The sequence below is a fragment of the Caulobacter sp. 17J80-11 genome, assembly GCF_014349105.1.
In the GTDB taxonomy this organism is placed as follows: domain Bacteria; phylum Pseudomonadota; class Alphaproteobacteria; order Caulobacterales; family Caulobacteraceae; genus 17J80-11.
Genome location: NZ_JACSJI010000011.1, coordinates 49,198 through 72,956 on the forward strand (window position 1 = coordinate 49,198; position 23,759 = coordinate 72,956).

Annotated in this window: 24 protein-coding genes and 1 tRNA gene; 14 read left to right on the top strand and 11 right to left on the bottom strand. The window is 70.5% G+C overall.

Translation table 11 applies throughout. The annotated features are described in order from the left end of the window. Window positions 1–43: 43 nt before the first annotated feature. Window positions 44–451, top strand: coding sequence for a hypothetical protein (locus H8B08_RS12525; RefSeq protein WP_187450538.1), 408 nt, complete (start codon window positions 44–46; stop codon window positions 449–451). 114 nt (window positions 452–565) lie between these two features. Continuing rightward, window positions 566–1,678 carry a DJ-1/PfpI family protein gene (locus tag H8B08_RS12530; protein ID WP_187450539.1) on the top strand — a complete coding sequence of 371 codons (1,113 nt, stop codon included), beginning with the start codon at window positions 566–568 and terminating at the stop codon, window positions 1,676–1,678. A 79-nt stretch (window positions 1,679–1,757) separates the two neighbouring features. On the opposite strand, the gene H8B08_RS12535 is transcribed toward H8B08_RS12530, so the two are convergent. Further along, a tRNA-Val gene (locus H8B08_RS12535) sits at window positions 1,758–1,832 on the bottom strand. A 336-nt stretch (window positions 1,833–2,168) separates the two neighbouring features. Between H8B08_RS12535 and H8B08_RS12540 the strand changes: the two genes are divergently transcribed. Next, complete coding sequence (locus H8B08_RS12540; protein WP_187450540.1) at window positions 2,169–2,618, top strand: transglutaminase-like cysteine peptidase; 450 nt, start codon at window positions 2,169–2,171, stop codon at window positions 2,616–2,618. A gap of 8 nt (window positions 2,619–2,626) precedes the next feature. On the opposite strand, the gene cpdR is transcribed toward H8B08_RS12540, so the two are convergent. Then, window positions 2,627–2,983: a cell cycle two-component system response regulator CpdR gene (gene cpdR / locus H8B08_RS12545; RefSeq protein ID WP_187450541.1), complete on the bottom strand. Its 357-nt coding sequence runs from the start codon at window positions 2,981–2,983 to the stop codon at window positions 2,627–2,629. A 142-nt stretch (window positions 2,984–3,125) separates the two neighbouring features. Between cpdR and H8B08_RS12550 the strand changes: the two genes are divergently transcribed. Continuing rightward, the gene (locus H8B08_RS12550; RefSeq protein ID WP_187450542.1) at window positions 3,126–4,037 is read left to right on the top strand and encodes an N-formylglutamate amidohydrolase; all 912 of its coding nucleotides are present in this window, start codon (window positions 3,126–3,128) and stop codon (window positions 4,035–4,037) included. A 252-nt stretch (window positions 4,038–4,289) separates the two neighbouring features. Here H8B08_RS12550 and H8B08_RS12555 read toward each other — a convergent pair whose 3' ends face one another. Then, complete coding sequence (locus H8B08_RS12555) at window positions 4,290–4,991, bottom strand: DUF599 domain-containing protein (protein WP_187450543.1); 702 nt, start codon at window positions 4,989–4,991, stop codon at window positions 4,290–4,292. A gap of 168 nt (window positions 4,992–5,159) precedes the next feature. Between H8B08_RS12555 and ppa the strand changes: the two genes are divergently transcribed. Next, a complete protein-coding gene (ppa, locus tag H8B08_RS12560; RefSeq protein WP_187450544.1) occupies window positions 5,160–5,702 on the top strand; it encodes an inorganic diphosphatase in 543 nt (180 codons plus the stop codon). Between the two features lie 87 nt (window positions 5,703–5,789). Beyond that, window positions 5,790–6,761 (top strand): DUF2167 domain-containing protein, encoded by a 972-nt coding sequence (locus H8B08_RS12565; protein WP_187450545.1) that lies wholly within the window; start codon window positions 5,790–5,792, stop codon window positions 6,759–6,761. A gap of 55 nt (window positions 6,762–6,816) precedes the next feature. Here the strand turns inward: H8B08_RS12565 and H8B08_RS12570 are convergent, their stop codons facing one another. Continuing rightward, complete coding sequence (locus H8B08_RS12570) at window positions 6,817–7,305, bottom strand: M50 family metallopeptidase (protein ID WP_187450546.1); 489 nt, start codon at window positions 7,303–7,305, stop codon at window positions 6,817–6,819. A 164-nt stretch (window positions 7,306–7,469) separates the two neighbouring features. On the opposite strand from H8B08_RS12570, the gene H8B08_RS12575 reads away from it, so the two are divergent. Continuing rightward, the gene (locus H8B08_RS12575) at window positions 7,470–8,057 is read left to right on the top strand and encodes a demethoxyubiquinone hydroxylase family protein (protein WP_187450547.1); all 588 of its coding nucleotides are present in this window, start codon (window positions 7,470–7,472) and stop codon (window positions 8,055–8,057) included. Here the strand turns inward: H8B08_RS12575 and H8B08_RS12580 are convergent. Further along, on the bottom strand, window positions 8,054–8,260 hold the full coding sequence (locus H8B08_RS12580) for a hypothetical protein (protein ID WP_187450548.1): 207 nt from the start codon (window positions 8,258–8,260) through the stop codon (window positions 8,054–8,056). The two genes, H8B08_RS12575 and H8B08_RS12580, sit on opposite strands and share 4 nt — an antisense overlap. Before the next feature lie 207 nt (window positions 8,261–8,467). Further along, window positions 8,468–8,593, bottom strand: coding sequence for an entericidin A/B family lipoprotein (locus H8B08_RS12585; protein WP_163260203.1), 126 nt, complete (start codon window positions 8,591–8,593; stop codon window positions 8,468–8,470). A 178-nt stretch (window positions 8,594–8,771) separates the two neighbouring features. On the opposite strand from H8B08_RS12585, the gene H8B08_RS12590 reads away from it, so the two are divergent. After that, entirely contained in the window at window positions 8,772–10,574 is a 1,803-nt protein-coding gene (locus H8B08_RS12590; protein WP_187450549.1) for a DUF885 family protein, read from the top strand. 84 nt (window positions 10,575–10,658) lie between these two features. Here H8B08_RS12590 and groL read toward each other — a convergent pair whose 3' ends face one another. Together groL and groES are read right to left on the bottom strand one after the other, a co-directional pair. Next, the gene (gene groL, locus H8B08_RS12595) at window positions 10,659–12,308 is read right to left on the bottom strand and encodes a chaperonin GroEL (protein ID WP_187450550.1); all 1,650 of its coding nucleotides are present in this window, start codon (window positions 12,306–12,308) and stop codon (window positions 10,659–10,661) included. A 123-nt stretch (window positions 12,309–12,431) separates the two neighbouring features. Continuing rightward, window positions 12,432–12,743, bottom strand: a complete 312-nt coding sequence (groES, locus tag H8B08_RS12600) for a co-chaperone GroES (RefSeq protein ID WP_187450551.1) — start codon at window positions 12,741–12,743, stop codon at window positions 12,432–12,434. 197 nt (window positions 12,744–12,940) lie between these two features. Between groES and H8B08_RS12605 the strand changes: the two genes are divergently transcribed. After that, window positions 12,941–13,342 (top strand): hypothetical protein, encoded by a 402-nt coding sequence (locus H8B08_RS12605; RefSeq protein ID WP_187450552.1) that lies wholly within the window; start codon window positions 12,941–12,943, stop codon window positions 13,340–13,342. 3 nt (window positions 13,343–13,345) lie between these two features. Here H8B08_RS12605 and H8B08_RS12610 read toward each other — a convergent pair whose 3' ends face one another. Further along, complete coding sequence (locus H8B08_RS12610; RefSeq protein WP_187450553.1) at window positions 13,346–14,956, bottom strand: CHASE domain-containing protein; 1,611 nt, start codon at window positions 14,954–14,956, stop codon at window positions 13,346–13,348. Between the two features lie 304 nt (window positions 14,957–15,260). On the opposite strand from H8B08_RS12610, the gene H8B08_RS12615 reads away from it, so the two are divergent. Beyond that, window positions 15,261–15,833, top strand: a complete 573-nt coding sequence (locus H8B08_RS12615; protein ID WP_187450554.1) for an alpha/beta hydrolase — start codon at window positions 15,261–15,263, stop codon at window positions 15,831–15,833. 13 nt (window positions 15,834–15,846) lie between these two features. Here the strand turns inward: H8B08_RS12615 and H8B08_RS12620 are convergent, their stop codons facing one another. Then, window positions 15,847–17,235, bottom strand: coding sequence for a coniferyl aldehyde dehydrogenase (locus tag H8B08_RS12620; protein WP_187450555.1), 1,389 nt, complete (start codon window positions 17,233–17,235; stop codon window positions 15,847–15,849). 16 nt (window positions 17,236–17,251) lie between these two features. Further along, a complete protein-coding gene (locus tag H8B08_RS12625; protein WP_187450556.1) occupies window positions 17,252–17,965 on the bottom strand; it encodes a TetR/AcrR family transcriptional regulator in 714 nt (237 codons plus the stop codon). A 153-nt stretch (window positions 17,966–18,118) separates the two neighbouring features. Here H8B08_RS12625 and H8B08_RS12630 point away from each other — a divergent pair, with 153 nt between their 5' ends. From H8B08_RS12630 to H8B08_RS12645, 4 genes are read left to right on the top strand one after another with little or no spacing between them, the layout of a single operon-like run. Next, window positions 18,119–20,581: a TonB-dependent receptor gene (locus tag H8B08_RS12630; protein ID WP_187450557.1), complete on the top strand. Its 2,463-nt coding sequence runs from the start codon at window positions 18,119–18,121 to the stop codon at window positions 20,579–20,581. A gap of 22 nt (window positions 20,582–20,603) precedes the next feature. Further along, window positions 20,604–21,857: a parallel beta-helix domain-containing protein gene (locus tag H8B08_RS12635; protein WP_187450558.1), complete on the top strand. Its 1,254-nt coding sequence runs from the start codon at window positions 20,604–20,606 to the stop codon at window positions 21,855–21,857. A 17-nt stretch (window positions 21,858–21,874) separates the two neighbouring features. Continuing rightward, window positions 21,875–23,029, top strand: a complete 1,155-nt coding sequence (locus H8B08_RS12640; RefSeq protein WP_187450559.1) for an SO2930 family diheme c-type cytochrome — start codon at window positions 21,875–21,877, stop codon at window positions 23,027–23,029. Then, the gene (locus H8B08_RS12645) at window positions 23,026–23,631 is read left to right on the top strand and encodes a GNAT family N-acetyltransferase (protein WP_187450560.1); all 606 of its coding nucleotides are present in this window, start codon (window positions 23,026–23,028) and stop codon (window positions 23,629–23,631) included. Before H8B08_RS12640 ends, H8B08_RS12645 begins: the two co-directional genes overlap by 4 nt. Window positions 23,632–23,759: the final 128 nt, after the last annotated feature.

A 23,759-nucleotide genomic window follows, 5' to 3' on the forward strand; every position in this document is an offset into this window, starting at 1 on the left:
CCGGCCAGCCCGGCCCGGGCGCGACAAGCCTCGGTGCGAGACCATGGAATATCTGATCGGCGCCGGACTGGCGCTGGGCGTGGCCCTGCTCGGCGCCCTGACCCGTCACGACCGCCGACGCGCCTATTACCCGCTGATGCTGGTCGTCATCGCCGGCTGCTACGACGTCTTCGCCATCCGGGCCGGCTCCGCCTCCGCCCTCGGGCCCGAAACGCTCGGCCTGGTCGCCTTTGCGATCCTGGCGGCCATCGGCTTTCGGACCAGCCTATGGGTCGTGGTCGTGGGCCTGATCGCCCACGGCCTGTTCGACCTCCTGCGCGGCGACCAAATCGCCAACCCCGGCGTGCCGGTCTGGTGGCCGCCCTTCTGCTTCGCCTACGACCTGGCCACCGCGGCCTGGCTGGCCCAGAGGCTGCTGCGGGCGCGCTCGTCCGCGCCGACGGCGGCCTGACCCTGGCCGCCCGCCTGACGCGCGCCCGCGCGTGGCGCAAATCGCGACTGATCTGACATTTCCGCCAAAGCCGGGGCCGCCTACGGGTCGGGCCTCATCCCCCTGGAGCCGTCCATGCGCAGCCTTCACACGCCCCTCGCCCTCGCGGCCCTGCTCGCCGCCCTTCCCGTCGCCGCGCCGGCGGCGACCCCGCCCGCTCCGGCGGCCGCCGTTTCCGCGCCCTCCGGCCTGGTCCTGCCCGCCCCCAAGGCGGGGCGCGCCCGGCCGCTCGTGGCCGTGGTCGCCGACGCGGCGGGGGCCGAGACCACGGACTTCCTGATCCCTTACGGCGTGCTGAAGGAGTCCGGCGAAGCCGATGTGATCGCCCTTTCCACGACCGCGGACACGGTGCAGCTGCGCGCGACCGTGAAGATCCAGCCCGAGCAGACCCTGGCGCAGTTCGATGCGGCCCAGCCGGCCGGCGCCGACATCGTGGTCGTGCCCGCCCAGCTGAATCCGAAGAGCCCGGCCCTGATCGCCTGGATCCGCGCCCAGGCCGGAAAGGGGGCGGTCGTCGTCTCTGTGTGCGAGGGCGCGCGCGTCCTGGCCGCGGCCGGCCTGCTCGACGGCAAGCAGGCGACCACCCACTACTCGGCCCTCGACGAGCTCGCCAAGGCCTACCCGCGGACGACCTGGGTGCGCGACCGGCGCTGGGTGCAGGACGGCGCCGTGATCTCGACCACCGGCGTTTCCGCCTCAATCCCGGTGTCCCTGGCGCTGGTCGAAGCCATCGCCGGCCGGCCGACCGCGGAGGCGACGGCGGCCCGGCTGGGTGCGGGCGACTGGTCCCCGCGTCACCGGACCTCCGAATTCCGCCTCGGGTTCACCGACTACGCCGTGGCCGCGGGCAATCTCCTGGCGATCTGGGATCACGACACCGTCGAGGCGCCGCTGAGCGAGGGCGTCGACGAGATCGCGCTCGGCCTGCAGACCGACGCCTGGCGGCGCAGCTTCCGGGCGAAGGTTCTCGTGGCCGGCCCGGCCCCCGTCCACTCGCGCCACGGCCTGGTGATCCTGCCCGACGCCCCGCACCAGCCCGGCGCGGAGGTGCTGAAAACTCCCGCCGGCGGGTCGGCGCGCGTGCTGGACCAGTCGCTGGCCGAGATGAACCGCCGCTATGGCCCGAGGACGGCGCGGCTCGCCTGGCTGGGGCTGGAGTACGGGCGGGCGGACGGCGCCAGGCACTAACGCGCCGCCGCCGGCCCTCCGGTCAGGCCGCAAACGCAAAAAGCCCCGGCCGAGGCCGGGGCTTTTTTGTGTGTGGAAATGGTGGACGCGACAGGGATTGAACCTGTGACCCCTACGATGTCAACGTAGTGCTCTCCCGCTGAGCTACGCGTCCGCCCGGGAAGGAGCGGTCATATAGCCGGGTCTCGAAGCGTCAGCAAGCCGAATGTGACGCGTTCGCCGCTTTGTCGCGGATCCTTGGTCCAGGCTGAATTTTCAAGGCTTCAGGGGGCGGCGAGCGCTCTCAGACGACGCCACGTCGAGGCCCGGCGGGAACAACTGCGCCGCTTCGCCGGTTGAGCCGCCACGGTCAATTCCGCCTGCGTAGATTTCCCGTGCGGCGGCCCAGTCCCAGCGGCGTCAGCTTTACCGATTTTCCAGCAACGGCCGCGTCCGGCTCCGGGCTGCGGCCCCGAACGGCGCGCCTGTCCGGCTGCGCCGCGGAGGCGCCATGCCCGCTCGATCCCTCGTGCGGCGTGCGCCCGGCCTTGTCCTGCGTGCGGGCCTGATCGCGGCGGCGGCGCTGACCGTCGGCGCCGGTCGACGGCCTGACGACCAGGACCTGCTGCGCCGGGTCAACGCCGAGGTGAACCGCTCGATCCGCTACGAGGCGGAGCCGCCCGGCCAGGACGTGGTCCGCTTCGGCCCGCGCCGGGGCGACTGCGAGGACTACGCCGAGACCAAGCGCATCCGCCTGATCGCCGCGGGCTGGCCGAGGCGCGCGCTGCGCGTGCAGAGCGTGAGCCTGCGCAGCGGCGAGTGTCACGCCGTGCTGGTCGCCGCGGACGCGCAAGGGCGCCGCTGGGTGCTCGACAACCGGACCTCCGGCGTGGAGACGGTCGAGCAGACCGGGCGGCGCTACAGCTGGGACAATTGCGATGGCCGCGACCGCGGCCGTTGAGGGCGGACTTAGGCCGCGACCATGCGCTCCACCTCGGCGACCAGGTCGCGCAGGTGGACGGGCTTGGACAGCACCTTGGCCTGCGGCGCGGTCTGGGCCGCCGTCAGGGCCACGGCGGCGAAGCCGGTGATGAACATGATGCGCAGGTCGGGCTGGCGGGCGCCGGCCTCGCGCGCGACCTCGATGCCGTCGGCGCCGGGCATGACGATGTCGGTCAGCAGCAGGTCGTAGGGACCCTCGTCGAGAGCCCCCACGGCGGCGTCGCCGTCGGCGCAGGACACCACTTCGTGGCCGGCCCGCTCCAGCGCGCGGGCGAGGAAGCTGCGGAGGGAGTCGTCGTCTTCGGCCAGCAGGATGCGCGCCATGGCGGGGTGGTCTTCCGGATTCCGGGATCAATCTGGCGTCAAGCTTACCGCGAACTCGGTAAACCGGCGATGAAAACCGCAGCGTTTGCGCACAGGTTTCAGGCGCGTTGACCTGGGCGCCGCAGGCTCCGATCATCGGCCCATGACCGTCGTCGAGCCGATCTTCGCCGCCCAGCCCGATTCCGAGCCGGAGGCGACGACGCCGTTCGAACTCAGCCTGCCCGAGCGCACGTCCTCGCCGCTGGTGTTCGCCTCGCCGCATTCGGGCCGGATCTATCCGGACGACCTGGTGGCCGCCTCGGCGCTGGACGCCCTGGCGCTGCGGCGGTCGGAGGACGCCTTCGTCGACCGCTTCGTGATGGGCGCGCGCGAGCACGGCGTCGCCGCCATCGCCTGCGGGGTGGCGCGGGCCTATGTCGACGTCAATCGCGACCCCTGGGAGCTGGACCCGGCCATGTTCGAGGACGCCCTGCCGGCCTTCGCCCGCTCGCAGAGCGCGCGGGTGGCGGCCGGGCTGGGCTCGATCGCGAAGGTGGTCGGCGAGGGGCAGGCGATCTATCGGCGCAAGCTGCGCTTCTCGGAAGCCGCGGGCCGCATCGCGCGGGTCCACGCGCCCTATCATCAGGCGCTGAGGGGGCTGGTCGAGGCGGCGCACGAAGGCTTCGGCCGGGCGGTGCTGATCGACTGGCATTCCATGCCGTCAGCCGCGGTGAAGGCCGAGCAGCGGCGCGGGCGCGGCCGCCCCGACGTGGTGCTGGGCGACCGGCACGGCGAGGCCTGCGCGCGCGGGCTGACCGCCCTGGTCCGGCGCGAGTTCGAAGCCATGGGCTATGCGGTGGCGCTGAACCGCCCCTACGCCGGCGGCTACACCACCCAGAGCTACGGCCGCCCGGCCGAAGGCCGTCACGCCCTGCAGATCGAGCTGAACCGGTCCCTATACCTGGACGAGGCGCGCCTGGAGCCGGCGGCCGGCTTCGAGCGGCTGAAGGCCGATCTGGACCGCCTGGCCGTGACCCTCGCGGCGGCCGACTGGAGCGCGGTGCTGCGGGGCTGAGCGCCGGGCAAAAAAAAGCCGCGCTAAAAAGCGCGGCTGTGAAGTCAATAGGGAGGAAACGCCCAGGAAGGGCAATCGGCGCCGCGAAGCGCCGAACACCCCCTCTATACGTTGCGGCGCAAAACGGATCAAGCGTAACTTTGCGAAGTTTCGATCACGCGTTGTTACGAGGCGCTGCAAAACCCCTTTTGTGACAAGCTTGTGGCGGCGAAGCTGAAATGCTGCACCTGCGAAGAGTGTTTGACGCCGCCGTCAAATCGCCTCGTCGCCGGCCTCCAGCAGACTCCGCGCCTTGCGTACGCCGAGCGCCGCAGGAGCGTGCGACTGACGCCAGGCCAGCAGGGCCACGGCCCCCAGGGTGGCGCCCAGGAAGTAGGCGGGGCCGAACAGCCAGGCCGCGGCGGCCAGGGCGAAGTAGTAGCCGCGCACCCCCTGGCTGAAGGCCGACAGCGCCGGGTTCAGCACGGTGGCGGCCGCCTCGGCGAAGACTTCGGCCTTTTCCGGCGCCATGCCCTCGGGCGCGGCGCCCATCAGGGCGAGGGTGTAGTTCAGCTGGCGGATCGACCAGATGAAGTTCAGGAAGCCGCGCGCCAGGCAGACGATCACCAGGGCCAGCTTGGCTTCGAACAGCACGCTCGAGGCGCCGCGTGGCACGATGCCCAGCTCCACCCCGCTGCGCAGCACCTCGCCGCCGAACAGGGCCCCGGCGACCGCCGCGATCAGGATCAGGTTGGCCGAGCCGAAGAACGAGGCCGAATTGATGGTGTGGCCGAGCAGCTGGCTGTCCATCAGGCGCAGCTCGCGGCGCGCCATGGCCCGCATCCAGGCCAGCCGCACGACGGTCATGTCGGTGACCAGGGCGCCCGAGCGGTGCGAAAGCCGCCGCAGGATGCGCTCGTAACCGAACCAGCAGACGACGAACGCCGCCAGCGCGGCCCAGTCCAACGGAGTCATGGCCGGACCATAGGCCGGAACGGCCGCGCTTGCGAAGAGGCGCCGCGGGCGAGTCGCGGCGCGCTGAAATCCTTGCCGCGACGAGTGTCCGCGCGGAAACCGGCTTCCCCTTTCGGCTAGCGCGCTCTATCACGCCGCCCTCTTCTCCTCCCCGAAGAAAGCTCATCTATGAACCTCGACAAGATCTCTCCCGGCCCGAATCCGCCGTGGGACCTCAACGTCGTCATCGAGATCCCGCAGGGCGGCCTGCCGGTGAAGTACGAGATGGACAAGGAGAGCGGGGCGCTGTTCGTCGACCGCTTCCTGCACACCGCCATGTACTACCCGGGCAATTACGGCTTCGTGCCCCACACCCTGGCCGACGACGGCGACCCGTGCGACGTGCTGGTCATCAACCCGACCCCCGTGGTGCCGGGCTGCGTGATCCGTTCGCGCCCGATCGGCGCCCTGGTCATGGAGGACGAGGCCGGCCGCGACGAGAAGATCCTGGCCGTGCCGGTCGACAAGCTGCACCCGTTCTATGCGGACGTCGCCAGCTACCGGAACCTGCCGGACATCCTGATCGAGCAGATCACCCACTTCTTCAGCCGCTATAAGGACCTGGAGAAGGGCAAGACCACCAAGGTCGTCGGCTGGGTCGACGCGGCCGAGGCCGCCGACCTGATCCGCGTCGGCATGGCCGCGCACCAGGCCAAGCAGGCCGCGGCCTGACGCGCAAGTTGCGGCCGGCCTGAAATCGCCTCGCGCGCGTCAGGCCGGCCTGCTACCTCTTCCCCCGTTATGGGGGAGTTCCGATTCATGTCGCGTACCGTCGCCGCCGCCGCTCTCGCGGCGGTTTTCGTTCTGTCGTCGCCCGCCGTCGTCTTCGCGGCCGCGCCCGAGGCCGCCGCCGAAACGCCCAAGGCGGGGACCGGCGGCAAGGAAGCCGCTGAAGCGGCGCTCGCCAAGCAGCGCGAGCAGGCCGCCGAGGCGTTCCTGAAGAGCCTGACCCCGCGGCACGGGGTGATCAGCCTGGGCGACGCCGAGGCCGAGCTGTCGCTGACCGACAAGTACTATTTCCTGGACGCCGCCGACGCGAAGAAGGTGATCGTCGAGGCCTGGGGCAACCCGCCGGGTTCGGCCGAAGGCGTGCTGGGCATGATCTTCGCCAAGGGCACGACGCCGCTCGACGACGCGTGGGGCGCGGTGGTGACCTACGAGGCCGAGGGCTACGTCTCCGACAAGGACGCGCACAAGATCAATCCGAAGCGCCTGCTAAAGGACATGCAGTCGGGCGAGGACGCGGAGAACAAGGCCCGCAAGGAGGCCGGCTATGAGCCGACCCACGTCGTCGGCTGGGCCGAGACGCCGAGCTACGACGCGACGCGCCACGCGCTGATCTGGGCCAAGGAGATCAGCTTCGGGAGCAATCCCGACCACAGCCTGAACTACGACGTGCGCCTGCTGGGCCGTCGCGGCGTGCTGAGCCTGAACGTCGTGGCCGGCATGAAGGACCTCGCGGCCGTCCGCACCGCCGCCGAGGGCGTGCGCGCCGCCGCCGCCTTCAAGCCGGGCGCGCGCTACGGGGACTACCAGGAGGGCGTCGACAAGAAGGCCGCCTACGGGGTGACCGGCCTGCTGGCCGCGGGCCTGGGCCTGGCGGCTGCCAAGAAGTTCGGCCTGCTGGCCGGCGGCCTGCTGCTGCTGAAGAAGTTCGCGGCGGTGATCATGGCCGGCCTGGCCGGGGTCGGGGCCTGGTTCCGCAACCTGTTCCGCCGCAAAGAGGCGTAAAGCGGCGGCCGGACCACCGGACGAGGGCGCGTCGCCTGCGGGCGGCGCGCCCTTTCTATTTTGCGGGCCCGGCCAACAGGGCCAGCAGGGCCTGGCCGTCGGAGGGCAGGGTGGTCGCGCCGATCCGGGCCGGGCGGGGCCACAGCGCGTCGAACGCGAAGGCGACCTGCGAGGCGACGACGCCGAAGCCGGCGGCGAGCAGGACGGGCTGGGCGGTCGTCGAGGCCGACGCGGCGACCGCCAGGCCCAGCGCCAGGTTGGCGAGCGGGCCGCCCAGCAGCATCGCCGCGGTGCGCCGGCGAGAGCGGTGCGTTCCAGGCTCGACGTGGGTCGTCCCGCCGCCCGCCAGCAGGGCGCGGCCGAACTCCAGGTGGAGGCCGAGCAGGCGCAGGCGCAGCCACGCCGCGCCGCCGCCGACCACCACCTTGGTCACATGCAGGCCGGCCAGCCGCGCCGCCAGGGCGTGGCCCAGTTCATGGACCAGGGTCGAGACCGGCGCGGACAGCAGGGCGCAGGCGAAGAAGACCGGTGCTTGCGCGATCATCGCGGCCGCGCCGCTTTCCGACAGAAATGTCAATTTTGCCTGAGCCCGCGTGACGTCCGCCCTAAGCTAGGGCGAGGCGGGCGGGTTCGCGCTCGGGCAAATCGGCGCGCCTTGACTTCCGGCCTCGTAGCGGGCGCGTTCGCGGTCGCAGCGGGGGGGGGCGAATGGATCGGACGGTCGCGAGGATTCTGAAGGTCAATCACGCCGGGGAGTACGGCGCGATCCGGATCTATCGCGCGCAGATCGGCGTGGCGGCGCTGCGGTGCCCGGACCTGCGGCCGTTCCTGATCGAGACCCTCGGCCATGAGCAGTCCCACCTGGGCCGGTTCGCGGTCCTGATGCCGGCGCGCGGCGCCCGCCCGTGCGGAGCTCTGTGGCTATGGGGCGCCGGCGGGACCGCGCTGGGCCTGGTGACGGGTCTGCTCGGCAGGCGCGCGGTGCTGATCTGCACCGAGGCCGTCGAGCGCACGGTGAACCGGCACCTCGAGGATCAACTGATCTTCCTGGGCGAGCGGGACCCGGAGCTCTCGACGGCGATCGCCGAGATCCAGGCGCAGGAACTCGGCCATCTGGAGCACGCCGTGTCCGGGCGGGGCGCCAAACGCGCCGAAGAACGCGCGCTGGACGCCCTGGTCGCCGCGGTGGTCGAGGTCCTGATCTGGTTGTCGACCCAGGGCGACTCTGCGCGGATGGCGCGCGAGCTCAGGCGTTCGCCGGCGCACGACGCGTCATGCAAGTCTGCGCCGGTCTAGGCGCAGACCGTTCGCTCGACCGTCCGATAGCCGTTTTCTTCAGTCCTGAAGGTTTCCAGCCGGGTGGTGCAGCGGTCCGACGCCGCTTTGAACCCGACCTGAAACACGAGGACGGCCAGCACCGCCATGATGAGAGCCATAGCCGCATAGGCGAGCGGATTCGTCCCGAAATCCCCCCCCGCAGACGCACGCGCGGTCGTCACTTGTCAGCCTCCCCAGTCCTGTCGCCCTCCGAAAAGGGCGTCTCCCCCAAGGCCGAGATTACTGTGCCAAGTTTGTCGCAGGTCAAGCGGAAATGTTAAGTTTGCATTAACCTTTGGCGGTGCGCGCCCGTGAAAAAGGGCGGAGTCCGTCGGCTCCGCCCTTATTTCGCCTCGATTCTCACGGCCGCGGCGTGCGCGGCCGCCGACTCACTTGGCGGCGTCCTTCATGGCCTGACCGGCGGCCTCGAGGTCGCGGCCGACGCCCTGGACGGTGTTGCAGGCGGAGAGCAGCAGACCGGCGCCGACGACGGCGAGCAGCAGAACCTTGCGCATGGAAACGTCCCCTTCGCGTGGCCCGGGCGGGGCCGGGCGATGGCTCTATGCATAGGGCGGTCGCGAGCTTGGCGGCAAGGGCCGGCGGTGTCGCGGCCTGGTCAACGCAAGCGTAACCATGACCCGGGCGTCGGCGTCTGCTACGCCGAGCGCAGTTCCCCGAACCTTGGAAGACAGCATGCTCGATCGACGTCAGCTCCTAGTGTCCGCGTCCGCGGCTTCGGCCGTGTACGCCCTGCCGGCGGCGGCCGCCTCCGCGCAGACCGACGCGCTCACGCAGATGCTCGACGACACCGTCGTGCGCGCCCTGAACGACTCCCCGCAGCTGATGACCCTGACCGGCCTGGACACCGGCGCGAACGCCGCCGCCCGCGGGCGGCTGGATGACCGCTCGCCGGTCGGGCTGGAGCGCAGCCGCGCCCTGTTCGCCGACCTGGCCAAGGGGCTGGCCCGCTATGACCCGAAGACGCTGAGTGGGGCGGACTGGGTGAACCACCAGTCGGCGGCCTACTTGGCCGACACCACCCTGCAGAGCTTCAGCTTCCCGTTCGGCGATCCGAACGTCGGCGTGGCCTCGCCCTACATCGTCTCGCAGCTGTCGGGCTCTTACCGCAGCGTTCCGTCCTTCCTCGCCACCCAGCATCCGATCGGCTCGGCCGCCGACGCCGAGGCGTACCTGTCGCGCCTGTCGGCCTTCGCGGTCCTGCTCGACCAGGAGACCGCGCGGGTGAAGGCGGACTTCGCCAAGGGGGCCGTGCCGCCGGACTTCGTGCTGAAGACGACGCTGACCCAGTTCGCGGCGATGACCGCCGGTCCGGCGGCGCAGTCGGAGCTGGTCACCGCCCTGACCCGGCGCACGAGCGCCAAGCAGATCCCGGGCGACTGGGAGAAGCGTGCGGCGGCCGTCGTCGAGAAGGAGGTCCGTCCCGCGCTCAAGCGCCAGGCCGATCTGCTGTCGTCCGCCCTGCCGCGCTCGACGTCCGACGCCGGCGTCTGGCGGCTGCCGGACGGGGAGGCCTACTATCGCTTTGCGGTGCGCACGGCGACGACCACCGCCCTGTCGGGCGAGGAGATCCACCGGCTGGGGCTGGAGCTGGTCGCCGACCTGACCGCCAAGGCCGACGCCATCCTGCGTGCCCGGGGGCTGACGCAGGGCACGGTGGCGCAGCGGATCGCCGTCCTGCGCCGCGATCCCGCCCAGCTCTATACGAACGACGACGCGGGCCGCGCCGCGCTGATCGCCGACCTGCAGCGCATGACCGGCGCCATGCAGGCGCGTCTGCCGAGCTGGTTCGGCCAGCTGCCGAAGGCGTCGGTGGACGTCGCGCGCATGCCCGCCTCGATCGAGGCCGGCGCGTCGGGGGCGACCTACCAGCCGCCGAGCCTGGACGGCGCCCGCCCGGGGCTGTTCTCGATCAACCTGCGCAATCTGAGCGAATGGCCGCGCTTCGACCTGCCGACGCTGGTCTATCACGAGGCGATCCCGGGCCATCACCTGCAGAACGCCCTGATGATCGAGGCCGCCGGCCTGCCGATGCTGCGGCGCATGCCGCTGTTCTCGGGCTATTCCGAGGGCTGGGCGCTCTACGCCGAACAGCTGGCCGACGAGATGGGCGTCTACGCCGACGATCCGCTGGGCCGGCTGGGCTATCACGCCTCCATGCTGTTCCGCGCCGCGCGCCTGGTCGTGGATTCGGGCATCCACCACAAGCGCTGGAGCCGCGCCCAGGCCATCGCCTACATGTCCGAGACGCTGGGCGACGCGGAGACCACCACGACCCGCGAGGTCGAGCGCTACTGCGTGCAGCCGGGCCAGGCGTCCAGCTACATGCTGGGCTGGCGGGTCTGGACCGACGCGCGGACGCGGGCGCAGGCGCGGCTGGGTTCGCGCTTCGACATCCGCACCTTCCACGACAAGGGGCTCTTGGCCGGCAGCATGCCGCTCGACGTGCTGGCGCGGGTGATCGACGACTGGGCTTAACGCTGTGCGCTAAGCGCAAACAAAAACCCCCGGGCCTCGCGGCCCGGGGGTTCTCTTTTCCAGCGATCGGCCGGAGACGTGGACTTAGAAGTCCATGTCGCCCATGCCGCCGCCCATGCCGCCCGGCATGCCGCCGGCGGACGCGCCGCCCTTCTTCGGGGCGTCGGCCACGGCGGCTTCCGTGGTGATCAGCAGGCCGGCCACCGAGGCGGCGTCCTGCAGGGCGGTGCGAACCACCTTGGCCGGGTCGATCACGCCGGCCTGGACCAGGTCGACGTACTGCTCGGTCTGGGCGTTGAAGCCGAAGGTCGGCGAGTTGTTCTCGAGGATCTTGCCGACCACGATCGAGCCTTCCACGCCGGCGTTCTCCGAGATCTGACGGATCGGAGCCTGCAGGGCGCGGCGCACGATGGCGACGCCGGCCGACTGGTCGTCGTTGTCGCCGGTCAGGCCGTCGAGGGCCTTGGAAGCCTTCAGCAGGGCCACGCCGCCGCCCGGGACGATGCCTTCCTCGACCGCGGCGCGGGTGGCGTTCAGGGCGTCGTCGACGCGGTCCTTACGCTCCTTCACCTCGACTTCGGTGGCGCCGCCGACGCGGATCACCGCCACGCCGCCGGCCAGCTTGGCCAGGCGCTCTTGCAGCTTCTCGCGGTCGTAGTCCGAGGTGGTGTCCTCGATCTGGCGCTTGATCTGGGCGATGCGGCCTTCGATGCCGCTACGCTCGCCGGCGCCGTCCACGACGGTGGTGTCTTCCTTGGTGATGGTGACCTTCTTGGCGCGGCCGAGCATGTCGAGGGTGACGTTCTCGAGCTTGATGCCCAGGTCTTCCGAGATCACCTGACCGCCGGTCAGGATGGCGATGTCTTCCAGCATGGCCTTGCGGCGGTCGCCGAAGCCCGGAGCCTTGACGGCGGCGACGCGCAGGCCGCCGCGCAGCTTGTTGACCACCAGGGTGGCCAGGGCTTCGCCTTCGATGTCTTCGGCGATGATCAGCAGCGGACGGCCCGACTGAACGACGGCTTCCAGCACCGGCAGCATGGCCTGCAGCGAGGAGAGCTTCTTCTCGTAGAGCAGGATCAGCGGCTCTTCGAGGACGGCCTCCATCTTGTCGGCGTTGGTGATGAAGTACGGCGACAGGTAGCCGCGGTCGAACTGCATGCCTTCGACGACTTCCAGCTCGGTCTCCAGCGACTTGGCCTCTTCGACCGTGATGACGCCTTCGTTGCCGACCTTTTCCATGGCGCGGGCGATCATGTCGCCGATCTCGCGCTCGCCGTTGGCCGAGATGGTGCCGACCTGGGCGATCTCGTCGTTAGTGGTGACCTTCTTGGCCTTGGCCTTGATGTCGGCGACCACGGCCTGGACGGCCTTGTCGACGCCGCGCTTCAGGTCCATCGGGTTCATGCCGGCGGCGACCGACTTCATGCCTTCGACCACGATGGCCTGGGCCAGCACGGTGGCGGTGGTGGTGCCGTCACCCGCGGTGTCGTTGGTCTTCGACGCCACTTCGCGGATCATCTGGGCGCCCATGTTCTCGAAGCGGTCTTCGAGTTCGATCTCCTTGGCGACCGAGACGCCGTCCTTGGTCGAGCGCGGGGCGCCGAAGGACTTTTCGAGCACGACGTTGCGGCCCTTCGGGCCGAGCGTGACCTTCACCGCGTTGGCGAGGATGTTGACCCCGCGCAGCATTTTTTCGCGCGCGTCGGTCGAGAATTGGACTTGCTTGGCGGCCATTTGCAGCAGCTCTTTCCAGTCAGATGTTTCGATTGCGAAGGCCGGCGTCCGCCGCGGGGCGCCGGACGAGGCCTTCGTAGATGATCGCGGGCGGCCTCAGCCCTGCGGCGAGGCCGGTCCGGATCAGGCGGCCTTGGCGGCGGCGTCGCGGTCGACGACGCCCAGGATGTCGGACTCCTTCATGATCAGGAGGTCCTTGCCGTCGATACGCACTTCCGTGCCCGACCACTTGCCGAACAGGATGCGGTCGCCGGCCTTCACGTCGAGCTCGACGCGCTTGCCGGTCTCGTCGCGGGCGCCCGGGCCGACGGCCAGGACTTCGCCTTCCTGCGGCTTTTCCTTCGCGGTGTCGGGGATGATGATCCCGCCCTTGGTCTTCTCTTCCTCTTCCACGCGCTTCACGAGCACGCGGTCGCCGAGCGGACGAAACTTCATCTGCCTCATCTCCGTATGGATCAAAGTCCCCCAGAGGCGCCTGCGATTAGCAGTCGCGTCCCCTGAGTGCTAACGCGCCGGGGACGTAAGGAGACGGTCAAAACGAGTCAAGGGCGGCCGAGCCGGAAACAGCCGGGCTTTTTTCCGGGGCCGCGCCCAGCCTATATGGGAGTTAGCTTTTCCGAGGGGAGCCTAAAGTGTCGGGTCTGGAGATCGCGCTCGTGCTGGGCGGGCTGGCGGCGTTCGCCGGCGCGGCCGTGGGCATGCTGGCGCTGGGCGGCTGGGACGCCGCCGACCTCGGCTTCTCGCCGCCGTCCGGCCAGCGGCTGACGATCGGCGCTTATCTGTTGGCCTCGCACGCGGTGACCGCGGCGACGCTGTGGCAGGCCCCCAAGATCGGATCCTGCCTGGCGGCTTCGCTGGGAGCGGGCTGGCTGGGGGCCGCGGCCGCCGGCCTGATCGCGCTGGCGGCGGCGCCCGCGAATCCCGCCAAACGGGCGCGCGCGGCGGCCTTCCGGGCGGCCATGGGCCTGGCCCTGCTGGCCCCGCTGTGGGCCTACGTGCAGCTGATCCGGGCGGCGACGGCCGGGATCATCTGACCCTCAGCCCTGGCGCTTGGGGACGAAGATCAGGCTCACCCGCAGGCCGCCGTCAGGGCCCGATCCCACCTCCAGGTCAGCGGTGAGGTCGGCGGCCATGGCCCGCACCACCTTCATGCCCAGCCCCGAGCCGGCCGGCTTGGCGCCGGGGGCCATGCCCACGCCGTCGTCCTCGACGCAGACCTCCAGGCGCGGCCCGTGCGGTTCGAGCCGGACCCGGATCTCGCCCGGGCGGCCGTCCGGATAAGCGTACTTGGCGGCGTTGGTGACCAGCTCGGCCACCGCCACGCCGACGCCCACCGCCATGTCGGCGTCGACCAGCACTTCGCGCTCGCCGCGGAACTGCAGGCGCGGGCCCGCCCCCTCCAGCGACTCGGCCAGCTCGACCACCAGGTGCTGGAGGTAGGCCTTCAGATCGACGTGCCCGGCCCCGTCGTCGCCGTAGAGGCGCTGGTGCACCCGCCCGACCGCCAGGATGCGGGCGCGGGTGTCCTGCAGGGCGGCGCGCGCGCCGGGGTCCTTCACCGCCTCGGCCTGCAGGGCGACCAGCGAGCTGACCAGCTGCAGGCTGTTGGCCACCCGGTGGTTGACCTCGCGCAACAGGAACTCCGCCTTGCTCTTGGCCCGCAGCGCCTCCGTCTCGGCGGCCTGGGCGCGGGCCAGGCCGTTCGCCTGGGCGCGGGCGGCGGCCGCCGAGGTGGCGGTCAGGGCGAAGCCGGCCAGCAGGATCGGCAGGGCGGTCCGCCACCAGGGCGGGGCGGGGAAGCCCTCGTTGGCGCGCAGCTGCATCACCCAGGTGCGCCCGGCGACGTCGAGGCGGCGCTCGACGCGGAAGCGGCTTGGGCGGCGGCTCTCGACCGTGGGCGAGGAGAACAGCAGGCCCGCTTCGCCGGCGGCGGCGTCGAACACCTCGACGTCGACCTGGTCGAGCAGGCCGGTGCCGGCGAACACCTGGCGGAACAGGTCGTGCGCGCGAAACGGGGAATAGACCCAGCCGATCAGGTCGGCGCGGCGGTCGGCCACCGTCTCCGGCGTGCTGCCGCGCGCGTAGACCGGCGTGTAGATCAGGAAGCCCGGCTGCTTATCGTGGTCGAGTTCCTGCACCAGGACGACCCGGCCCGAGGCGGCCGGCACGCCGAGGTCGCGGGCGCGGTCCATCGCCTCGCGCCGGATCGGCTCCGACATCATGTCGAAGCCCAGGGCCGCGCGATTGCGGCGGTCCTTCGGCAGCAGGTAGACGATCGCGCTTTCGGGCGACGGACCGGGCCAGGGTCGCACGCCGGCCGGCAGGGCGGACAGCATGCGTCCCGGGTGACGCGGCGCGCGCCGATCGATGCGCGCCGCGTAGCCCAGTCCCTGAACGCCGGGATAGCGGCGCTCCAGCTCGAGCTGGGCGGCGTAGCGCGCGAACTCCGCCTCGGTCACCTCGTCGCTGGCCGAGAACAGGCCCGAGGCGCCGTTCAGCAGGGCGACATAGGTGTCCAGCCGGTTCTGGGTGTTCAGCACGGTCTGGTCGGCGAGGCGGGCGAAGCGCTCGTGGGTGCGCTGCTCGACCAGGTTCTGCGACCAGGCCGCGATGACGAGCGTCAGCATCGCGCCGACGATCGCGACCACGTCGGGCCTCGCCACCAATCGCCGCAGGGTCGCCGCCGCTTTCAGCACATCCTCCCGAGCCCGCCGAGGCGAATAAGCGACGCGCATCTAGAGCAGTTGCCGATGATCGGGAAAAACGGCGCTCTGTCGAGGGCGGGTGCGATCCCCCGCCGCGTCCCGGCGAATTTTCTGTCGTGATTTTTGCGGAGCGGCGGCGTCCTCGCCGCTGTCCTGAAAGGACAAGCCCGTGTCGCGCGTTGCGAAGCGGGCCGGGACGGGCCTGCTAGCTTCGGCGCCGATGGCGAAGGCGAGGAGAAGCGTGCCGATGGAGACCACCGTCCTGATCGTTCCGGGGCTGCGCGACCACGTGGCCGAGCACTGGCAGACCCTGCTGGCCGCGGAGCTTCCGCGCGTGCGCACCGTGCCGCCGCTTGAGCAGGACCGGCTGAGCTGCGCGGCCCGGGTCGAGGCGCTGGACCGCGCGCTGTCGACGATCGAGGGCCCGGTGGTCCTGGTCGCGCACAGCGCCGGCGTGATGATGGTGGCGCACTGGGCCCAGCGCTGCCGGCGCGCGATCAAGGGCGCGTTGCTGGCCGCGCCGGCCGACGTCGAGACGCCGTTCCCGGCCCCGTATCCGACCACGGAGGAACTGCGCGCCCACGGCTGGCTGCCGATCCCGCGCGCGCGCCTGCCGTTCCCGAGCATCCTGGCCGCCAGCGAGAACGATCCGCTGGCCAGTTTCGACCGGGCGGCCGGGCTGGCGCGCGACTGGGGCAGCCGGTTGGTGAACATCGGCGCGGCCGGCCATCTGAACCCGGCCTCGGGCTTCGGGCCGTGGCCGCAGGCGAAGGCTTTCATCGACGAGCTCGACCGGGAGCTCGCCGACCAGCCCGGCTGAACCGGCGGGGCGCTTACTTGCGCCCGCCGGCGTGGCCGGTGATCAGCCACAGCAGGAAGGGCTGGGCGCCGCCGAACGGCGGGTGGAACAGCTCGATCGGGAACAGGCGGTGCTGGTCGTAGACCGACCGCGCGTGGGACAGTTCCCGGAAACCTTCCGCGCCGTGGTAGTTGCCCATGCCCGATGTGCCCGTCCCGCCGAACGGCAGGTCGTGCTGGGCCACCTGCCAGCCCCAGTCGTTGAAGGCGACGCCGCCCGAGTGGGTGCGCTTCAGCAGGGTTTCGCGCTCGGCCTGGTCGTGGCCGAAGTAATAGAGCGCGAGCGGACGCGTGCCGGCGTTGACCCGCGCCACCACGGCCTCGAACGCGGTGTAGGTGAACACCGGCAGGATCGGGCCGAAGATCTCTTCCTGGGCCAGGCGCATGTCGTCGGTGACGCCGAGCACGACCTGCAGGCCCATGCGCCGGCCGTCGACCGGCGTCGCGGCGGTCAGGGCGCGGGCGCCCTTGGCGCGGGCGTCCTCGATCAGGCCCTGCTGACGCTCGAAGGCGCCGGGGTGGATCAGGGCGGTGGTGCCGCCGCTGGCGAACTTGTCGAACGCCTTCAGCGCCTGCTCGGCGAAGGCCTCGGCCTGTTCCTCGGGGATCAGGGCGTAGTCGGGGGCCACGCAGACCTGGCCGGCGTTGGCGGTCTTGCCGTGGGCGATGCGGCGGGCCGCGACGGCGATGTCGGCGGTGCGCGAGACGATGGCCGGCGACTTGCCGCCCAGCTCCAGGGTCACGGGCGTCAGGTTGTCGGCGGCGGCGCGCATGACGTGACGGCCGATCTCCGGCGAGCCGGTGAAGATCATGTGGTCGAACGGCAGGGCGGAGAACGCCTTCGCGACCTCGGGGCCGCCCTCGACGACGCAGACCTCGTCTTCAGTGAAGCATTCGGCCAGCAGGGTCTTCAGCGCCGTGGACACCGCCGGCGCGTACTCCGACGTCTTCAGCATGACGCGGTTGCCGGCCGCCAGCGCGGTCGCGATCGGGCCCAGCGCCAGATAGATCGGGAAGTTCCAGGGCGAGATCACGCCGACCACGCCCTTCGGCTGGTAGGTGACGTAGGCGCGGTTGCCGAAGAACAGCCGGTCGACCTTGCGGCGCGACGGCTTCATCCAGCGCTTCAGGCCGCCCAGCAGGTGGTCGATGTGGCTGAACAGCGGCACCACGTCGAGCATCAGCGTCTCGTGCGGCGCGCGGCAGCTGAAGTCGGCGTCGGCGGCCCGGGCCAGCGCCTCGGCGTGCTTGCGGACCGTCTGGCGCAGGCGCTTCAGCGCGTCGCGACGCTCGGCGTAGGTCGGGTAGGGGCGGGCCAGGAAGGCCTCGCGCTGGCGGGCGAGCAGGGCGGCGGGCTGGGACATGGTGCGGCTCGTCGGATCAGGATTTCTTGCGCTTTCGCGTCGGTGTCGGGGGCGGCGCGGGCGCGCCCGCCTCGGCCAGGAAGGCCGCCAGACGGCCGCCGGCGATCAGTTTCCACTCGCGGATCACCGCCTGTCGACGCGGGCCCGCCGGCGTGCGCCACACCAGCAGCTGCATGCCCCCGGCGACGGCCATGGAGGCGCTCGTGTAGGCGTCGATCGCTTCCGGCGCGACGTGGGGCAGGGCCTGTTTCAGGATGTCGGCCAGGGCGGCGGCGATCTGGGCGTCGGAACGCGCGGCGGTCTCCGCGTAGGCGGCGGTGTGGCGCAGCTCCAGGATCAGGTCGATGGCCCCGGGCTCGGCTTCGTAGCGGGCCAGGGCCGCGTCGATCATGTCGGCCACCAGCCGCATGGGGTCGCCGGACAGGTCGAAGCCCTGGGCCACGCCGAGCGCGACGTCGTCGACGCTGAACATGGCCCGCTCCACCAGGGCGGCGGCCACCGCGTCCATGTTGGCGAAGTACTGGTAGATCGAACTGACCGGCAGTTCGGCGGCCTCGGCCACCATCGCGCCCGACACGTTGGCGCGCCCGTGCCGGATGATCAGCGCCGCCGCCGTATCGAGGATCTTCTCGACACGCGCCTTCGACCGCTGCTGGCGCGGGCGGGCGCGCAGTCCAGCGGACTCCTCCTCATCGATCGGCGCGATCTTTAGCGACGGGAGTGGCGGCATGTCCTCAGCGATGCCTCGCAAGCGTCGCTATTGACAAGGTCAAAACAGCGCCTACCGTCCAAAATCTGAAAAAATTCACGTTTGGGCGGCTGATCCGGGTCTCGGGCGACCGCACCAGACCGAACGTTTCGGGGGGAACGTCACATGATTTCAATGACTAAGCGCGCTCGTGCGCTCCGTAAGCACGCGCTCGTCTCGGCGACCGCTCTGGCGACTCTGTGGCCCGCCCTGGCCTTCGCGCAGGCCGCGCCCGCCCAGGACGACTCCGCTCAGCTGGAAGAAATCGTCGTCACCGCCCAGAAGCGAGAGCAGCGCCTCCAGGACGTGCCGATCACGGTCAACGCCTTCAACGCCGAGGCCATCGAAGCCCTGGGCGCCCAGCAGATGGGCGACCTGCAGGCCTTCACGCCGGGTCTGTCGGTCGACGACAACTCGGTCACTCAGCCCAAGTTCGCGATCCGCGGCATCGCCACCGACGACTTCGGCATCGGCACCGAGCCGTCGGCCGCGGTGTTCATCGACGGCGTCTATTCGGCCCGCACCGGCGGCGCCCTGATCTTCTTCGACGACCTGGAGCGGGTCGAAGTGCTGAAGGGCCCGCAGGGCACCCTGTTCGGCCGCAACGCCGCCGCCGGCGCCATCTCGATCACCACCCGCAAGCCGTCTTACGAGTTCGAAGGCGACCTGCAGGCCCGCATCGGCAACTACGGCAAGACCCAGCTGACCGGCATGATCAACGTGCCGCTGAGCGACACCGTCGCCCTGCGCGTCAACGGCCTCTACAACAAGCGCGACGGCTGGCTGAAGGACGCGGCCACCGGCGAGGACCTGGACCGCGAAGGCAACTGGTCGGGCCGCGCCGCCCTGCGCTGGCGGCCGACCGACAGCACCGACATCCAGCTGAGCTGGGACCACGACGACACCGACAAGGACGGCCCGGCCGCGGTCGGCATCGGTCCGTTCGCGATGAGCGGCGGCGATCCGTTCGGCCCGTTCGCCAACGACGTGATCAGCTCGCACGAGACCCGCGTGCTGGACGGCCTGACGCTGAACGCCCGCCACGACTTCGGCGACGTGACCCTGACCAGCATCACCTCATGGAAGAAGTTCGAGACCGCCAACCGCGAGGACGAGGACGGCACGAACATTCCGGAGCTCTACTTCGACACCGAGAACCGCGAAGAGAACAAGAGCTTCTCGCAGGAACTGCGCCTGAGCCACGACGGCGACCGCTTCCACTGGATCGCCGGCGTCAGCTACTTCCAGGAAGACGCCTACCAGTCGAGCGTCACCACGGCCCTGACCGACTCGATCGACACGGTGATCGACAACGTGCTGGTCAGCATGGGCGGCTCGCCGATCTCGCTGTTCCACACCCTCGACTCGTTCGGCCTGCCCGTGCTGGGCACCACCTGGACGGAAGCCTTCGAGGACTGGGGCGACAACCGCTCTTGGGCCGCCTACGGCGACCTGACCTGGGCCGCGACCGACAAGCTGAACCTGACGGTCGGCCTGCGCTACACCGACGACGAGCGGACCTTCTCCTGGCTGAACGGCGCGCACGTCGCGCCGGGTCTCGAGGCTGCGGTCGCGCCGGGCGCCGCCTACAACGCCATCCTGGGCGGGCCGTTCTTCCCCGACGCGGCGATGATCGACGCCAACACCTTCTACAACACGCTGGCGTCCCTGCCGCCGCCGCTGGGCATGGGCCTGGGCGCGACCGGCGACATCGTGTTCGAGCAAGGCGCGCTGGAAGGCGTGAAGTTCAAGCGCAAGGCCAGCTTCAACGACCTCAGCCCGCGCTTCGTGGTCGACTACAAGGTCACGCCGGACATGATGGTGTTCGGCTCGATCGCCCGCGGCTACAAGGCCGGCGGCTTCAACAGCCTGGCGATCAACTCGTACTTCGAGCCGGAGTCGGTCTGGAACTACGAGGGCGGCGTCAAGTCCGAGTGGCTGAACCACCGCCTGCGGGTCAACGCCTCGGCCTACTACTTCCAGTACGACAACCGTCAGCAGATCTCGCTGGTCTCGGGCGGGCTGGTGCCGCAGTACCAGACCCTGACCGGCGACAGCGAAGCCTGGGGCGTCGACCTCGAAGCGGTCTGGAAGGTCACGCCGAACCTGACGATCACGGAATCGGCCGGCTACATCGACTCCACCTGGATCGAGCGCACGGAATTCCCGCTCAGCGGTCCTGTGGACATTTCGGGGCAGCCGACCGGCGAGCCGAACCTGAAGATGGCCACCGGCGTGCACTACGAGCGCGACGTCGCCAACCTGGGCGAGGTGTTCTTCGACGCCAGCTACAGCTACGTCTCGGCGCCCCGGAAGAACGACGCGAGCTACGGCCAGCGCATGGTCCTGGAATCCGTCCTCGGCCTGGTCGACTACTCGAAGCTCGGCTCGCTGGACGACTCCCGCAACCTGGTGAACGCCCGCATCGGCTGGAACTCTCCGGACGGCCGCTACACCGCGTCGGTCTGGGCCGAGAACCTGCTCGACGAGCGCACCGTCGCCTCGCTCAACACCATCTCCGCCACCTCGCTCGGCACCCCGTACGTCCGCCTCGACCAGCCGCGGTTCTGGGGCGTGCAACTCGGCGTCCACTTCTGAGCCCCGGAAAGACAGAAAGCTCATGACCGTTCGTAAGTACGCGCTTTCCGCCTGCGCCGTGTCGGCGCTCATGGCCCTGGCCGCCTGCGATCAGGCGCCCAAGGCCGGGGCTGACGGCCTGATCCGTGATCCGGCCTTCGAGACCAAGCTCCAGGAGCAGCTGCTCGACGCCAAGGCCGGCGACGTGATCACCATCCCGGCCGGCAAGTACCTGCTGACCAAGACCCTCAGCCTCGCCGTCGACGGCGTGACCATCCGCGGCGCGGGCATGGACAAGACCGTGCTGTCCTTCGCCGGCCAGGTCTCCGGCGGCGAAGGCGTCAACGTCACCGGCAACGGCGTCACCGTCGAGGACATCGGCATCGAGGACGCCGGCGGCAACGGCTTCAAGGCCAACGGCGTGAAGGACCTGACCCTGCGTCGCGTCCGCGCCGAGTGGACCGCCGGGCCGAACCCGAAGAACGGCGCCTACGGCCTGTACCCGGTGCAGACTCAGAACCTGCTGATCGAAGACTGCGTGGTGAAGGGCGCCTCGGACGCCGGCATCTACGTCGGCCAGTCGCGCAACATCGTGGTGCGCAACAACCGCGCCGAGTACAACGTGGCCGGCATCGAGATCGAGAACTCGATCGGCGCCGACGTCTACGGCAACACCGCCACCAACAACACCGGCGGCATCCTGGTCTTCAACATGCCGAACATCCCGGTCTCGGGCATCGGCACTCGCGTCTACAAGAACCAGGTCTTCGCCAACAACACCAAGAACTTCGCCGCCGAAGGCGCGGCGGTGCGCTCGGTGCCGGCCGGTTCGGGCGTGCTGATCAATTCCAATGACGGCGTCGAGATCTTCGACAACGACATCCACGACAACAAGACGCTGAACGTCGGCATCTCCAGCTATTACTCGACCGGCTACCAGAACAAGACCGGCATCGCGCCGAACTTCGATCCGTACCCGGAGCAGATCTATGTCACGGGCAACCGATTCAAGGGCGGCGGCGACGCGCCCGACGGCCAGCTCGGGGTGCTGAAGCTGGCCATGTTCGGCCTGAAGGGCCGCCTGCCCGACGTGCTGTGGGACGGTTGGCGCAACCCGAAGGTCAAATCGCCGGAGATCTGCATCGACAACGGCGAGGCCGAGGTCCTGAACATCGACGGGCCGAACAAGTACGCCAACCCGAAGATCGACGCCTCCTTCCGCTGCCAGCCCAAGACCCGCCTGCCGGCGGTCGTGCTGACCGGCGCGCTGGCGGACAAGCCGGCGACGGCGAACTGACGACGGCCAGAGTTCCCATGTTCAAGCGTATCGTCGCCCTCGGCCTCGCGGCCGCCCTGCTCGCGGCCTGCAGCCGTGCGCCCGACCACGTCGTGTTCCACGCCAAGGACAACCCCGCTCGCCTCAGCGAGTGGGGGCTGTTCAAGGTCGGGGGCAAGACGCTGGCGACCACCGACCGGGTGGTGGTCTACGACCTGGCCACCCCGCTGTTCAGCGACTACGCCCAGAAGCTGCGTACGGTCTGGCTGCCCGAGGGGGCGACGGCCACCTACGACGGGACCAATACGTTCGACTTCCCCGTCGGCACGGTGATCTCGAAGACCTTCTACTACCCGACCTCCGGAACCGATCGGCCGGGCGACAGCAAGGTGGTCGACAAGACCACCGCGCAGACCCGCCAGTCGGGCGCCAAGGGGCTCGACCTGAAGAACGTGCGCCTGGTCGAGACGCGCATCCTGGTCCGCCGTGAGAACGGCTGGGAGGCGCTGCCCTACGTGTGGAACGCCGACCAGACCGACGCCGTCCTGGCGCGGGCGGGCGAGTCGATCCCCATGACCTTCGCCGACGGGGCCAAAAAGACGGACTTCGTCTACCAGGTCCCCAACGTGAACCAGTGCGGCGGCTGCCACGTCCAGGACTTCAAGACCCGCAAGTTCGAGCCGATCGGCCTGAAGGCGCGTCACCTGAACCACAGCTTCGACGGTCCGCAGGGGGAGATGAACCAGCTCACCCGCCTGCAGATCGTCAACTACCTGAAGGGCGCGCCCGCGCCGGACCAGGCGCCGCGCAACGCGGTCTGGAACGACACGCGCGAGCCGCTGGAGGCGCGCGCACGGGCCTACCTCGACGCCAACTGCAGCCACTGCCACAGCGCCACCGGCGCGGCCCGCACCACCGGCCTGTGGCTGCGCGCCGGCGAGCTCGACCCGCGCCAGCTGGGCGCCTGCAAGCCGCCGGTGGCGGCGGGCAAGGGCACCGGCGGGCATCGGTTCGACATCGTGCCGGGCGATCCGGACGCCTCGATCATGCCGTTCCGCCTGTCGTCGCGGAACGCCGGCGAGATGATGCCCGAGAGCGGCCGCAGCCTGGTCCACGAGGAGGGCCTGGCCCTGATCCGCGAGTGGATCGCCAACATGGACGGCGTCTGCCAGGTCACGGGCGAGAGCCTGTGACCCTGACCATCCGGCCGGCCCGGGCGGACGACGCGGCCGCGGCCGCGCCGCTGGTCTACATGTCCGGCCCTGCCGCCTTCGACTACGTGTTCGCGCCCGGGCGACGGCGGGCGGAGGACTTCCTCGGCCGCGCCTTCGCCGACGGCGCCGGCGAGTTCGGCTGGCGCACCCACGTCGTGGTCGAGAAGGACGGCGAGGTGATCGGCGCCGGCGCCGGCTACGACGGCTCGGCGCCGCTGGGCTTCATGCTGGCCGCCGCCCGCCAGATCCTCTCGCACTACGGTCCGGTCACGGGCGCCGGCGTCATCCGCCGCGGCCTGCGGGTCGAGCAGGTGATCCCGCCGCCGACCAAGGACATGCTCTACGTCGCCCACCTGGGCGTGCGGCCCGAACTGCGCGGCGGCGGCGTGGGCCGGCGCATGGTCGAGCACCTGCTGGAGGCCGGCGCCGCCCAGGGCTACCGCCGCGCCGTGCTGGACGTGTCGGCGGCCAACCCGCGGGCCCAGGCCCTCTATGAACGGCTGGGCTTCACAGTGACGGAGGAGCGCCGCTCGCGCGTCGCGGCGGTGCCGGACCACCGGCGCATGGAGCGCGCGCTCTAGGTGGCGTTCACCGCCGCCGCCGGAGCCTCGTAGGCATGCTCTCGAACCGCCCCTTCCAGCGCTTCGGCTTGCTCTGCGAGTAGGCGCCAGCCGTCGGCAAGCTTCAGGTAGGCTTCTCGTTCGCGGCT